This is a genomic window from Paenibacillus sp. FSL H8-0548, assembly GCF_038630985.1.
Lineage (GTDB): Bacteria > Bacillota > Bacilli > Paenibacillales > Paenibacillaceae > Pristimantibacillus.
On the sequence record NZ_CP152049.1, the window covers coordinates 6352892 to 6366950 of the forward strand.

At 47.9% G+C, this 14059-nt stretch carries 14 protein-coding genes; 4 read left to right on the forward strand and 10 right to left on the reverse strand.

Features of this window, described 5'->3' with window-relative positions:
* Positions 1-3 precede the first annotated feature (3 nt).
* Genes MHI37_RS26955 through MHI37_RS26970 form a run of 4 tightly spaced genes read right to left on the reverse strand, consistent with a single transcriptional unit; the run spans position 4 to position 3647 of the window.
* Positions 4-918, reverse strand: a complete 915-nt coding sequence (locus MHI37_RS26955; RefSeq protein WP_076339256.1) for a fumarylacetoacetate hydrolase family protein — start codon at positions 916-918, stop codon at positions 4-6.
* 29 nt (positions 919-947) lie between these two features.
* Positions 948-1721 carry an SDR family NAD(P)-dependent oxidoreductase gene (locus MHI37_RS26960; RefSeq protein WP_076339255.1) on the reverse strand — a complete coding sequence of 258 codons (774 nt, stop codon included), beginning with the start codon at positions 1719-1721 and terminating at the stop codon, positions 948-950.
* 24 nt (positions 1722-1745) lie between these two features.
* The gene (locus MHI37_RS26965) at positions 1746-2843 is read right to left on the reverse strand and encodes a mandelate racemase/muconate lactonizing enzyme family protein (protein ID WP_076339254.1); all 1098 of its coding nucleotides are present in this window, start codon (positions 2841-2843) and stop codon (positions 1746-1748) included.
* Between the two features lie 24 nt (positions 2844-2867).
* Positions 2868-3647, reverse strand: a complete 780-nt coding sequence (locus tag MHI37_RS26970) for an SDR family oxidoreductase (protein WP_256710679.1) — start codon at positions 3645-3647, stop codon at positions 2868-2870.
* Positions 3648-3876: 229 nt separating this feature from the next.
* On the opposite strand from MHI37_RS26970, the gene MHI37_RS26975 reads away from it, so the two are divergent.
* Positions 3877-4740, forward strand: a complete 864-nt coding sequence (locus tag MHI37_RS26975) for an AraC family transcriptional regulator (RefSeq protein ID WP_076339252.1) — start codon at positions 3877-3879, stop codon at positions 4738-4740.
* Between the two features lie 16 nt (positions 4741-4756).
* On the opposite strand, the gene MHI37_RS26980 is transcribed toward MHI37_RS26975, so the two are convergent.
* The 4 genes from MHI37_RS26980 to MHI37_RS26995 form a co-directional block, all read right to left on the reverse strand.
* A complete protein-coding gene (locus tag MHI37_RS26980) occupies positions 4757-5554 on the reverse strand; it encodes a lipid II flippase Amj family protein (RefSeq protein ID WP_083676507.1) in 798 nt (265 codons plus the stop codon).
* A 146-nt stretch (positions 5555-5700) separates the two neighbouring features.
* Complete coding sequence (locus MHI37_RS26985; protein ID WP_076339250.1) at positions 5701-6495, reverse strand: SDR family oxidoreductase; 795 nt, start codon at positions 6493-6495, stop codon at positions 5701-5703.
* Between the two features lie 129 nt (positions 6496-6624).
* On the reverse strand, positions 6625-7638 hold the full coding sequence (locus MHI37_RS26990; protein ID WP_076339249.1) for an AraC family transcriptional regulator: 1014 nt from the start codon (positions 7636-7638) through the stop codon (positions 6625-6627).
* A gap of 57 nt (positions 7639-7695) precedes the next feature.
* Entirely contained in the window at positions 7696-8391 is a 696-nt protein-coding gene (locus tag MHI37_RS26995; protein WP_076339248.1) for a MerR family transcriptional regulator, read from the reverse strand.
* Between the two features lie 155 nt (positions 8392-8546).
* Here MHI37_RS26995 and MHI37_RS27000 point away from each other — a divergent pair, with 155 nt between their 5' ends.
* Positions 8547-9431 carry an alpha/beta hydrolase gene (locus MHI37_RS27000; RefSeq protein WP_076339247.1) on the forward strand — a complete coding sequence of 295 codons (885 nt, stop codon included), beginning with the start codon at positions 8547-8549 and terminating at the stop codon, positions 9429-9431.
* Between the two features lie 98 nt (positions 9432-9529).
* On the opposite strand, the gene MHI37_RS27005 is transcribed toward MHI37_RS27000, so the two are convergent.
* On the reverse strand, positions 9530-11074 hold the full coding sequence (locus MHI37_RS27005; RefSeq protein WP_076339246.1) for an SAM-dependent methyltransferase: 1545 nt from the start codon (positions 11072-11074) through the stop codon (positions 9530-9532).
* Positions 11075-11328: 254 nt separating this feature from the next.
* Here MHI37_RS27005 and MHI37_RS27010 point away from each other — a divergent pair, with 254 nt between their 5' ends.
* Positions 11329-12252, forward strand: a complete 924-nt coding sequence (locus tag MHI37_RS27010; protein WP_076339245.1) for an ABC transporter ATP-binding protein — start codon at positions 11329-11331, stop codon at positions 12250-12252.
* Positions 12249-12995 carry an ABC transporter permease gene (locus MHI37_RS27015; RefSeq protein WP_076339244.1) on the forward strand — a complete coding sequence of 249 codons (747 nt, stop codon included), beginning with the start codon at positions 12249-12251 and terminating at the stop codon, positions 12993-12995. The genes MHI37_RS27010 and MHI37_RS27015 overlap by 4 nt, the downstream gene beginning before the upstream one ends.
* A gap of 68 nt (positions 12996-13063) precedes the next feature.
* Here MHI37_RS27015 and MHI37_RS27020 read toward each other — a convergent pair whose 3' ends face one another.
* Positions 13064-14041, reverse strand: coding sequence for a pectinesterase family protein (locus MHI37_RS27020; RefSeq protein WP_076339243.1), 978 nt, complete (start codon positions 14039-14041; stop codon positions 13064-13066).
* Positions 14042-14059: the final 18 nt, after the last annotated feature.

The window sequence follows — 14059 nt, forward strand, 5'->3', positions numbered from 1 at the left end:
CTATTAGATTGTGTATGCCTCGCTGACAAGTCGATTCGTCAGGCTGCCCAGCTTCTCAATTTCGATTGTGACGATATCTCCGTCTTTCAAATAAACCTGCTTCTCTTCCGGATAACCAAGCACAACGCCCTCAGGGGTGCCTGTCAAAATAATATCGCCTGGCTCAAGCGTCATATGCTGCGAAATATAGCTGACCACCTCATTGCATGCAAAAATCATATCGGAGGTATTCGAATGCTGGCGCACCTCTCCGTTCACGATACATTTAATTTCCAGCTCATTCGGGTTGCCAACCTCGTCCGCCGTAACCAAATAAGGGCCAAGCGGGCTGAAATCGTCGCAGCTTTTGCCAAGCAGCCACTGCTGGGTCCTCATCTGAAGATCACGCGCCGACAAATCATTTACATTGCAATAGCCGAATACATGGCTTAGTGCAGCTTCCTTGCTTACATACTTGGCCTTTTGCCCCATTACGATAACAAGCTCGGCCTCGTAATCCACTTGTGAGGTGACCCTCTCTGGCAGCGAAATCTCTTTCCCATGACCTGTCAGCGTGTTGTTGAATTTATTGAACAAGATGGGATATTGCGGGATGGGCGCGTTCGTCTCAACCGCATGCTTCCTATAATTCAAGCCTACGCAAATGATTTTGTTGGGCCTCGTCACGCATGGCCCGAACTGTACGGTCGCTTCATCCAGAAGCGCAGCCTCTGAGAGCTCCGCCGATCCCAGCACCTGATCCACGTACGCCGCCAAGTCGTCGAGGCTCTTCTTTCCGCCTTCGATTAAAGCCATCACGTCTACAGGCACATCCGCGTTAGGCAGACGCTCCAGCGCCGATTCTATATCGATAATGCCTTCATTAACCTTGACTCCTAGTTTGAATTGACCGCCTTGTTCTATCGTTACAAGCTTCATCTATTCCTACCATCCCTTCATTTGTTCTGTTAAGCATCCTTGCCGAACACAACGCCTCCATCGATATATAACGGCGAGCCCATCATAAAAGAGGATTCATCGGAAGCAAGGAACAGTACCGCGTTCGCCACGTCCACTGGTCTGCCCAGCTCGCCACTCAGCTGCCTTGTCTTAATGGCTGCAATCGCAAGCTCCGGGTCCTCGTAAGAGCTGTGCAAATATTGTTCTACGAACGGCGTCATGATCGTTCCCGGCAGCACCGCATTGACTCTAATATTATATTTGGCATAGTCGACCTGCATGGATTTCGTTAAGGCGAGCACCGCGCCCTTGGTAGCAGAATAGGAGGCTCTGCGCGCAAGGCCAATCTCGGCGATGCACGAAGACATATTGATAATGTTTCCGACTTTCCTCTCCATCATATAAGGGATTACATGCTTCGACGGCAGGAATACGCCGCGCAGATTAACCTGAATGACCCGGTCCCACGCTTCCGGCTCAATCTCGTGAATGGCCCCAACACCGCTAATACCGGCATTATTGAACAAAATATCAATACGGCCGTACGCCTGAATTGCCGCCTCGACCATTAAGCGAACGGATTCCGAATCGGTTACGTCTGCATGCAGGAACAGCGCGCTTCCGCCCTCCGCTTGGATGCTTTGCTCCGTCTCCCGCCCTTTGGCCGCATCAATGTCGTTTATAATGACAGTCGCGCCTTCTCTGGCGAACAGCTCGCCCGTTGTTTTCCCAATGCCTGATCCGCCCCCGGTAATAAGAGCGATTTTACCCTGAAGTCTCATCAGCAAGCTCCTCTCTGCCTATGGCTAGCGAATGCGGTATTCTTCAAAATAGCGAGGAATAATTTCAGTGGATGCTCCCGGCAGCTCCGGCAGCACGTAATGCCCGTTCTTAACCGTTGCCGGCTCAACGAAAATCGACCTGATCCACGGAATGTACTCCAGCATGATCGCGCCTTGTGTAGCAGCTACCAAATGCTGATGAATTTGTCCCATATCGCCGACATGCGGACAAATTGGAATGTCATACGAAGCAGCCAGTCCCGCCACCTGAAGCCATTCGGTTATGCCCGCAACCCGCGTAACGTCAACCTGGCAATATTCGATGGCGCCTTGATGGATATAATCTCGGAACGCATATTTCGAATACACATGCTCGCCAAGTGCAATCGGAACATTCAGCGCATCGGCCAGCTTCTTATGGCCCATAATATCGTCCGGGTTCAGCGGCTCCTCCAGCCAAAAAAGGTCAAACTCCTCCAGCTTCTTGCCCCAGGTCATCGCCGTATTGATATTCCACTGCTGGTTGACGTCGATCATAAAGATCGTTTTGTCGCCGATGGCTTTGCGGACCGCCTTCACCCGGTCATAATCCTCATGCGGATCGGACTTGCCTACCTTGATTTTCACGCCGGTAAAGCCTTGCTCAACAATGTCCGTGACATCCTTCAGCAAGCGCTCCTTCGACCAGTTAAGCCAGCCGCCGTTCGTGTTATAAGCTTTGATGCCCTTCGATTTATGGCCGCCGAGATACTGCCATAGCGGTTTATTTGAAGCCTTCGCCATAATGTCCCACAGCGCGATATCAACTGCGGCAAGCGCCATATGCGTAATGCCGGCCCGTCCAATCCAATGCATTTTTCCATAACGCAGCGTATCCCATATTTCCTTAACCATAAATGGGTCCTTGCCGATCAGCTCAGGGGCATAATAACGGTCAATCGTATCGACAATCATATCGTCGCCATGCGCGCAGGTTCCGGTATAGCCATAGCCGACATACCCCTCATCCGTAAAAATACGAACGCCCGACAGTCCCCAATGCGTCGCAACGTTAATGGCATCGGTTATCGGCGGATCAATTGGCACATGCAGCACAAACGTTTCTACTTTTGTAATTTTCATCGTTAGCTCTCCCTATGATTTGGTTTAGTAGCCGAGCGATGCGCCGCCTTCGACAGGCAAGGCGATGCCGGTAATGAATGAAGCCTGCTTCGATGCCAAGTACAATACCGCCTGCCCCACTTCCTCCGAGGTCGCCGGACGCCCAAGCGGATGCATAGCTTTTAAGGCCTGCAGCGTGGCTGCGGGGTCCTCTTGCTGCTGCGTCCACGACTCCAGCAGCGGCGTGCTTACGCCTGCCGGACATACGCAGTTGACCCGTATGCCCTCCGCGGCATAGTCCAGCGCCAGCGCCTTGGTCATGGCAATGACCGCTCCTTTGGAGGCGGAATAGACCGGATTGTGGCGCTGGCCGACCAGCCCGTTGAGCGAAGCCATATTCACGATAGCACCGCTCGTTTGGCGAAGCAGCGGCAAAGCGTGCTTGATCATGAGATATACGCCCTTCACGTTAACGGCGAGCAAGCGGTCGAAGACTTGCTCTTCTATTTCCTCCAGCGGCTTCGGATGAATCACCGCGGCATTATTAAACAGCACGTCGAGACGGCCGAAGGCTCGCTGCGTTTGCTCCATAAGCGAAACGACCGCCTTCTCCTGCGAAACATCCGTTTGAAATGCGGCAGCAGTTGGAAGCCCTTTCACAAGTGGGTAGTGATCATTAATCGCTTGGGCAACCCGCTGACCTTCAGCCTCGTTCCAATCGGCAATGACCACACGCGCGCCTTCTGCTGCGAACAGTCTCGCGCTTACTTCCCCGATGCCCGAGCCGCCGCCCGTTACCACCACTACCTGCTCTTGAAACCGCAAAGGCATTCCTCCTTCTTCACCTGACCCTTAACTCGTTTAATAGCCTGCCAGCATTAAGGATTGATGTTGTTAATTGATCCGTAAAAAACAGCAAAGAAGCTTTCCCTAATAGTTAAGCTATTGTATCATCTATATAGGAACTCGTATTTGCTTAGACATCCATTAAGTTGACGATTCATCCGCTAATTTTAGAAATGAGAAGTAATCAAACATAAATGAGGGATTGCGCTTGAAGAAGCTAAACGAGATTGCGCCTTATGTCGGGGACTCTATGTATTACCTGTATGACGGGAGCTCTAACGAGAAGCTGCGTGTCTGCAGCGTCTATGCCTTTCATCTGTTTACGGACGGCCCGGGGGAGATGGAGATTAACGGAAAACATTATCCGATCGACAACCGCACCCTCATTTTTCTACGCCCAGCGGAGCCTCATGCCTTCCATATTTCTTCTGGTCATCCACTGTCATCGCATAATTTGTATTGTGATTTATGGGAACAACAGCATCCCGTCTCTCTCAATCGAACGTTTATTTATGCTCCCGAGCCTTTCGAGCTGGGTACAGTAGCGGCTTCCCTTGACTGTGATGAGCTGAACAGCCTGCCGAGCGTTTTTTCGCTGCAGCCTTATCCCGAGCTTTACGACTCCTTCGTTATGCTCGCCAAGCTCTACAACGATTCACTGTTTTACCGGGCGGAAATGATGAACAGCCTGCTCTATGCGTGGATTCTTCAGTGGTACAACACGATCCATACGCACCAGCCCACCGATTACCGGATCGTCCGCTTGCTTGCACATTTGAATGCGCAGCCGGAGCAGCGCGAATCCGTGGAGACATGGTGGCGCTTCTGCGGCTTGAAGCGAACCTATTTTCATGCGCTGTTTTTACGCGAGACCGGCTTCACTCCGAAGGCTTACCATCACAAGCTGGTGATGAGACGGGCCTCCAACCTCCTGCTGGAGAGCGAATTGAGCGTAACGGCAATCGCAGAGCGACTCGGCTATACGTCAATCCACCCGTTTACGCGCCATTTCAGCGCCTTCTACGGCGTCAGTCCCAAGCAATACCGCCTGCAGCCGCAATTGAGAAGCTGACCACATAAATTCAATACTAGATTATCGATGCCATCCATGTAATCCAATAGGCCGCCGGAACAAGCAGTAGCTGGGCGAGCAACGTTCCTATTAATCTGGAAATCATCAGCAAACCAAATACTTTATTCAGAGCAGCGACCTCTTTTTCTCCCCGCAGCACCTTATCCGTAACCAAGCCGATTTGCGGATCGATCAGGATCGTCAGCAAAATGGTTGCAATCCCGTTAATTAAACCAGAGGATTGCAGCGCAGCAGTCTGGTTTTCAATAGTAAGGGTGGATGCCAATAGTGCGGCCAATACTCCAATCGTATAAATCGCCGTTACCACGGCGTTAAGGATAACCAGCCTTTTGGGAATACCGCCGATTCTCAGTCGTGACAGCATTGATAATTTCGGAGCACGCAAATGATGACGAGCATTATGCAGCTTTTGAAAGGATACTGAAGACCGAACCATTTGAGGAATCGAGCCCGCCACTTCAAAGTGGGAAATGATTCTAGAAGATAGGAAAACAGCTGACGGGAAGAGTAACAAGGCTGCTAGAGTTCCAAGCGTCGAGGCGCCAATAATAATTCGCAGCTGATCTAGCACATTATAATCGGCATGGCTCTTAGCATAATCGATAATTTTCCCTGTGAGCGGAGCCTGAACCATATTGGCCGTTCTAGAAACCAGAAGAATAATTCCGGATAAAGATAAAGCAACCGCCAGCTTCCCCAGACGAACACCCGCTGAACGAAGCGCGTAGGTAAGTGTCTCTGAAAGATGAATAACGAACGTAAACAACGCAACAAGCAACACTTGGTTCAGCAACTGCTCCCACCTCATTCGCTCTTGTAAAAGCAACTATTATTACAGATAATACCATAAGCTCCGTAGTTTTCGATACCTCAATGGTTCTATGTACGAATACAAAAATAAAAACCTTGAAATAAAATTCAAGGTTCATGTAGAACGATTTAATATATTGTCGGAACCATTCCACCATCCATGCGGATGGGAGAACCTTTAAATGCGGAGGCGTAAGGACTACATACAAATGCAGCTAGTCTGCCTATTTCAATAGGCTTGATGAATCGCTGTATTTCAGATTGAGGCAGGTTTGTCGTCATAAACTGCTTCTCTTTTTCTGAAAAGGTCATATCTTCAATAGGGTATATGCCTTCAATGATTTGATGTACATTTTCAGAGAGTGTGGGTCCTGGCAAGATCGTATTGACTGTAACTTCTGTCCCTATTGTTAATTTAGAGAGGCTTTTTGACAATGATAATAGCATCGATTTTGTCATACAATACTGGGGCATTTGTCCTGAAGGCATAATTGCTTCTTCGCTCGCAATAAAGATAATACGGCCATAGTCATTTTTCAACATTTTAGGTAAATAGAATTTAGATAACCCATTTGCAGCAAGAACATTAGTACGGAAGTACTTTTCCCATATTTCATCGTCAACGTCCTCATATTTCATAATTTCATAGATTCCCATATTGTTAACTAAAATATCAATATGGGGGTACTTTTCGAATAAAGCTTCTCTTTGCCCAATATCCACAATATCGGCTGTTGCATTTTTAGGAGAGGTATCCGGAAAATTGGACTTTATTTCATTTACAGTTCGTTCTACCTCTTCCTCATTTCGTCCATTAATAAGTACATGTACACCTTCTTTGGCAAGTTCAATGGCTATTGCTTTACCTATACCTTTCGTTGATCCAGTAACTAAAGCTGTTTTATTATATAATCCCATATCCATAATATAGTTCTCCTATTCATTAACTTATCAAGTATGTTCTCCGGATAGTGATTATATTACCTTGTCTGGATTGTTCGGTAACTAGCCTACTGCGCCAAAATTCTTGTTCAACACGCCAAATCATAAAACTCAGCAGTTTGTACCTGCATGCTCAGTACGCCAATTTGATGGAGTATCACCTTCCCAAAGACGGAAGGCACGGTAAAACGAGTTCTGATCTTCATATCCGATCAAGAAAGCCACTTCTTTAATATCGATCGTAGGGTCTGCCAAGTACTCTCGTGCCTGCTCATGTCGAGCTTGTGTCAACAGATGCTTGAAGCTCGTGTTTTCGTCAGTAAGCCGGCGCTGCAAGGTCCGATCGCTCATACTGAGCTCCATCGCGACAGCATGAATGTCGAGACGCCCTCCTGATAGGCTGCGTTTCAAAATCCATTTGACCATCTCGGCAGTTGAGCGGCTGCGCTGCTGGTCATCCAACGATCGGTTCAGTGCAGGAGTTAGGATCTCCAGCAGTTCTTCGTTATACGAGACAAAGGGCCGGTCCAGATCTCTTCGATCAAGCGTCAACCGATTATATTTTCCGCCAATCCGGATGGGGCAGCCGAAGTAAGCTTCAAGTACCTGTACGTCGCCCATTGCGTGCGAAAATTCGACCGATCGCGCCGTCAAAGGTTGACCTGTACCTCGGCGCCCAAGCTCCAGAAGACATGCCAGCGTGATACCAATCAGCATCGGCGGACCGGGTTCCTCGATATGGAGCCATTCCAGTTCGATTGTACAAAGCTCACCAGCCTCAGTGATACGCAAGACTTCAGGGGGGCATAGCTGTTTGTACCGAGCCATTCGGTTGAGGGCATCACGGTAGTCGCGAGCGTGGTAAGTCGCTAAGACGGTCGGCGGGTACTTCGCGGTTTCAAAGACGGTAGCAAGCTTGATGATTCCTTTAGCAGTCTCGCCAATGAGATCGGAATAAGCCTGCCAGATCGCGAAGTATTGGGCCGATGTGACTATTGGTTCTGAACTTATGGTGAGCGGCAAACGAGCTTTCCGAGCTAGGTCGTATGCGTCAATCCCTAGTTGATGTAATCCTGCCCAAAATCCTGGCGGGATTTTAATACAGTCAGAGGTTTGAGACTTCATGCATATGGTCCTCCTTTAGCTGCATATATGTTCATTCGTATTGGTTTTATGCTGCTTTCATTTTTTTATATAGCTCATCAATTCGGCGACTCCTTGATATTGCAGGAATAGCTGATCATTCAGTTTTTTCAGAGCTAGCTGAAAGGATCTTTCTATGGAAGCCATCGTTTGCGACTCTAAGTCATCAAGCAACTGTTTCATGCTCTCTATGAAGTAGACCGTTTTTCTTAAGGAACTGATCACAATAATTTTTCTTAATTCATGCGATGTGAACACTCTGTACCCATTTTCTTCATTTCTCCTCGAACGTATCAGCCCTTCTTTTTCCCAATGTCTTATGGCGGAGGGATTGACACCGGCAATGGCTGAAACCTCACCGATCGTCATTGCATCACTTACCTTCATATTTCTAAATCCAGAGAAGTCGGTTTGTTTGATCATTGTCAGTACTTCTTCCACTCGCTGTTTTTCCATTTGAATGTTATGTTGTTGAGCATTGATTAGCCAGAGGGATTCTACTATCTGCCCATGCTTTATTTTTCTCATCGCCTCGTAGACGACAGGAATATCATGTCCTTTCAACATTGCTCGAATGGTAACAAAAGCTTGCAGATGAGTAGAAGTATAGCATCTGCGGTTGCTGCCTGTTCTTGGTACTTCCGGTATCAAGCCTTGTTCTTCATACCTTCGCAAGGTGGTCGTACTGACATTTAGTTTCTTCGCTATAAGTTTTGGCGTATAGGCAACTTCCATTATAATCACTCCATTGTTTAAAGTGAAACCTTCAACTGCTACAACAAGATATATACACTTATTGTACGCCATATCAAGCTGAAAGTTAGGCCAATCCGGAATCTTGCATGAATGTTATATGATTATTATATAAATCCAATTTGGGAGTGATCAGATTGATAAAAATGGTGAAGCTGATGAATGGTTCTGAAATTGAGGTGCGATTGGCTGGAAATCCCGATAGCAAGACAATCATGCTGCCAATTGCTAAAAAAACTGTCTATGGCGAAGAAGCCGAAAACTTGAATATGTGGGGAGTAGATCCGGAACTAGGTGACCATTTTGTCGAAGGGCTTGCAGATACCTTTCAGGTTCTTTATTTCGATTATGAAGGACATTTATTTGCTTATCCGAACCCGGATCACCTAACGCCGGAGCAGATCGTACAGGATTTGTTGTGGATCGCTGATGAGATGAAGATTCGATCCTTCAGCTACTATGGCTATTCCTGGCTGGCTTTGGCGGGATTGCAGCTGGCCATCCGAACCGATCGACTGGAGAGCTTAATTATGGGAGGGTACCCGCCATATCAAGGACCCTATTTGGAAATGATGACGGTGACTAACAAAGCCTACGAGCAAGCACTGCAAAAGGAACACAAAACCGTTGCTTCCCCCCAGCCATCGGGAAAACCGGAAGAGATTGATTGGGACAACATCCCCGTGAAGATTGATCCCCGGGTTGCGAAACAATTTATGAGCCTGTATCAAAATTTAATGAATTTTGATGATCGAAGCATACAAGACAGGCTGCTGCTTCCGAAGCTGGCCTTTGCTGGAGAGAAGGATAACATTGTGTATGGCGAGAACTTTGGAAATGTAACGGTCGATATCGTCGGTATATTGGAGAGAAATGAGAAGCTGCTAACTGAACTCGATTGGGATGTTGAAATTCTGAAGGGAAACGACATGGATCATACGAAAGCCATGCAACCAGCAACGGTTTTGCCCTTAATTAAACCATGGCTAATGAAAAAGCTTTTACGTGATCATCAGGGGTAGTGCGGAAATTCTGAAGGATAGTTTCCGTTGGCAGAACCTTTCAGCCCGCTGAGAAAATAACGAACCAGAACATTCTTCTAATTCGCTATTCCTTATCCTTATTCGAATGATGCAATAAGCTCTGCGGTCCCCTCATGCCCCGGCTCAAGAGCCAGCGCCTGCTGTGCATAACTTAAGGCCGCTGCCTCATCTTCTATCTCATAGCAGCAAATAGCTAGATTGTACAGCAGCTCACCGCTTGCTTCATAGGCCTTCAACGACCGCTCAAAAAACTCGCGCGCAGCCTCGTACAGCTCCAGCTGATAAAGCAAATTCGCGCATGCCAATGCTAAATTATGCGGCTCATTCATAGGATAATAGCTAGCCCACATCACAGAAATGCCAGCGTACAGATCACCTGCTTCTTCCTCGCTCGCATCCGGAAGCAGCTCCTGCAAACGATCCTTGCACTGAAGAAACAATTGCGAGTCATAACGGCTCAAACGCCAGAAGGCAATCATTTGGGTAAGGTCCAGCAAACCCAAATGCTCGTCAAACCACAGCTTTAGGCTAAAAAAGTCATCCGGTCCAAACCGGTCAACAAATCGTCGATAGGCCAGCCGCGTATGGGCATAACTTGAGGGAGTGTTCAGCATGAGCATGCAGCCGACATTCAAATTTTTATAATGATGCTTCGTGAAATAAGACAAAGCTCCCCTACACTCAAACGTATGCTGGATCGCATGATAATTTGCCGTCAAGGAAAAGCTGCCATGATGAATCAGCTTCGGCGGCTCTGCGAACTCCCAGTTTTCCAAGCGATGGTCGCCTTTATCAGCTGTCAGCAATAAAAAGCCCTCCGGCGATAATTGCCCAAGCCTCTCCAAGCAAGACAAACCGATGGTCGGAAAAAGAATATGAGCATCCTCAAGCCGCTGCTTATACAGCTCAATAACCTCGCGGTAAGGATACGACTGTTCCTCGTATTCGGCCGCTCTATGATAGTGATATTCGGGCACCATCTGCTCCAGCCTGCCTGCCGCAGTGAGCGCTTCAGTCTCACCAGCGGGTTCATACGAAACTCTGCATTCATAAATTTTACTTTCATCCACATAAATTAACTCTTGAGGGATGCTGTCAAAAAAATAATTCGCGATGATCAGCAATGGCTGTCTCAAATCACCTGCTCGCAAAGTGATTCCAGCCTGCGTCAAATGCAGCTCCGTATCCCGCACAGCGTCAAACTTAGCAAAATCCAACAGCCCTTGCTCAGTAAAAGAGCGTAAGCTTTCATGCTGCTGCCAATAGGTTATATTTTTGAGCGGCAGATCACTCATGACATAACGAAAGGGAGGCAGCTTTAGCTCTGCTTCATCCACCAGCGCCGTCAGCGCCTTCAGCGCGTGAAAGGCTAAGCGCCCTGAGCCCGCTCCAAGCTCAACAATCGTGACAGGCTCAGCTGACTCACCCAGCTGCGCTCGATCCTGAAGAAAGCTGAATATAATTTCTGCGTAAGCAGTACCGATTACAGGATTGCTCGTAATGTATTGCGGCACCTCATCGCTCTCCCAAGCCTTAATGCCTTGCTCTTCAAAGTAAGAGCGCTGCAGCTCCCAAATGGGCGCTTCACTAAAACGATAAATCGGATTTTCGCTGCTGCTCATTCTGTCACCGCTTTTCTTAATAGTATAAAAGTCTATCAACCAGCAGCCTATGGCTGCATCAATTCTCGTTCGCAATCTTAAAGCTAGCATCTGCAAGCTTTGTTGTCTACAGTCAGCATATCTTATATTGCACTCGCCTATACAACTGAACCAGCAAAACAGAGCGTGGAATTCATTGACTAATGATCAAAGCTCAACCTACAATAAATAACATAACTTGCTGTAGATCTACGAATATGAGGAGGAAGCTCGCAATGCAAACCGTCATTCAGCTGGATAAAATATGCAAACGATATGGCAGCACCGTTGCAGTCGATCATATGTCGATGCAGGTGAACAAGGGCGAGGTATTTGGCATCGTAGGACCCAATGGTGCTGGAAAAACGACCTTAATTGAAATTATCGAGGGCTTGCGTTCGGTAGACAGTGGCGAAGCAACGGTTCTAGGTCTCGACATTCGCAAGCAGGCGCAGGAGATCAAGCAGCGCATCGGCGTTCTGCTCCAAGCAACCTCCATGCCGGAAAAAGCTAAAGTACATGAGGTGCTGAGCTTGTTCGGCTCCTTATATAAGAAAACGGCTGACCCAAAAGAAATCTCTACCTTCCTCGGTCTTGAGGATAAGCAAAATGCCTACATTAAATCGCTCTCTGGCGGTTGGAAGCAGCGCGTATCTCTGGCCCTTGCGCTAATTAATGATCCTGAGATTTTGTTTCTCGATGAGCCCAGCATGGGACTCGATCCGAACGCGCGTAATGAAATGTGGGAAATGATTCACCGTCTGAAGCAGGATGGACGAACGATTGTCGTGACCACGCATTATATGGAAGAGGCCGAACACTTATGTGACCGGATCGCAGTCATCAACCGCGGGAAGCTCGTCGCTTTGGACACTCCGCAGAAGCTAATTGCAATGCTCGGCGGCACGAAGCGCATCAGCTTTAAGAACAATGGAAAATCCGAGCAAGACAGCTTCGCCAAGCTGCCGCATGTCGTTGATGTGGAATGGGGAGCGGATACGATAAGGCTGCAATCGAGCCTTATTGATGAGACACTGCAGGCATTATTCCATTTGGCAGCAGCAGAGGATTGGATGGTTAGCGGGCTCCGAATTGAGGATGCGTCCATGAACGACGTATTTACTGAAATGACCGCTAACGGGAAGGGGATTGCAGGATGAACGCTTTAGTTCGGCTTATTGCCTTTGATTTCCGTCTCTATCTCCGGGATTGGCTGACGATATTTTGGATGCTCATTTATCCTGTATTGATGCTTGTCATATTCGGCTCCATGTTCGGCAATCAGCCTGGCGAGCTGGAAGGCACTCGATATATTGATTCCTATATTCCAGCATTATGCGCCATGAATGTCATAACGGTATCTGTTTTTACATTAAGCATTAACATGATTACGCAGCGTGAGAGTGGTATTTTGAGAAGATACCGGGTCAGCCCTATTCGTTCGGCAGCTGTCCTGCTCTCACACTCCATTCAGGGCATCTTTCTCGTCTTGGCTGGAGCCGTTGAAATCATCATTGTGGCCAGTCTCTTATGGGATATTCATTTTTCCGTATCCTCGATGCTGCTTCTGTTTGCCTGTTTATTGTTTGGCTGTCTGAGCTTCTTCTGCCTAGGCTTCGCCTTGTCAGGTCTTGCCAAGACACCAGCAGCAGCCAGCGGCCTTGCTATGATTGTGTTTTTCCCATCGCTGTTTCTATCCGGCATTTCCATGCCGCTAGACATCCTGCCAGCATTCATGCAAAAGCTGAGCCAGTGGCTGCCTATGACTTATTTCGTAGATCTTGCGCGTGGAGTGTGGCTGGGCGAACCCATTTCCTCGTTTGGCACTGAGCTTGCGGTCATGATTGGGTTTGCAATCGTTTGCTGGGCATTGGCGTTTTTTCTTTTTAAATGGGAAAAATAACAATAGGCACTTTATAGTAATAAAGCCCGAAAGGTCAGCAGTTGCTGGCCTTCCGGGCTTTTTCATGTTTATGAAACAGGAGTCCAACCATCTTCACCTGCTAAAATATGAACCATATTAAATACACCTGCTTCTTCATCGTTCAGCATATGCGACCAGCTTGCTCGTCCGCTTGAATGAGCTCCCGGTCCGCTGCTGCTATACTCTGAAAAAAACGTCGTTTGCTCACTCGCCGGCTTGTTCCAATTATGCCAGCCCTCAGCAATAATATGCTCTCCAAGCCAGCACTGGATAAAAGCCGCCTTTGCATGCTCCCGCCAGGGCCTGCCCAAATAAACAGTTTGTGCCGGTGCATTGCTCGTCAGCCGGCAATGAAGAAACACATAACCAAACGCCAATTCAACCGGAGTAGATGCCGCCGTAATCCATCCATTGACTCCGCTCTGCCCCTCGAGCCTGTTTTTTGTGAAAATCTCGCATCGATTAAATACTGCCGTTGCTGAGCCGAATATATAATCAACATCGCCTTCAATATAACAATCCTCATAATATTGGCGTACGTTTTTTCTCGGCAGACCCTCTCTCGGTCCGCCGAAGGTGCTGCGATCAACCGGGTATGGCGGCAGCGGTCCTGTAAAGAGCGTATCCTGCCAGCCGATGAATCGACACTTTCTAAACATTGCCCTATCGCCATCAACATAAGCTGCAAGCGCCTGCCCGACCTCTTCGCCTTTTCCAGCAGAATTAACGAATGAGATTTGCTCCGCGCTGAAATCATCATCCCCGACAAAGAGTGTATAGGAATGAAACGTATGGTAGAGCTCTCCGTCCGGAAAAGCCTTTAAGGCATAATCATCGTAGGTAATGATCGTATGCTCTGCACTTTCTCCAAGAAGTGTAATCATCGGTTTCTCGATATGCAGCTTTTCTTTATAAATGCCATTCTTAATCGTAATGATTACCTGTTCTGCCGAATTAGGAGGTACGGCATTAACCGCCTCCTGAACGGTTGTAAAATCCCCGCTTCCGTCCTTTGCGACAATCATGTTTGTATCCCTCCTATT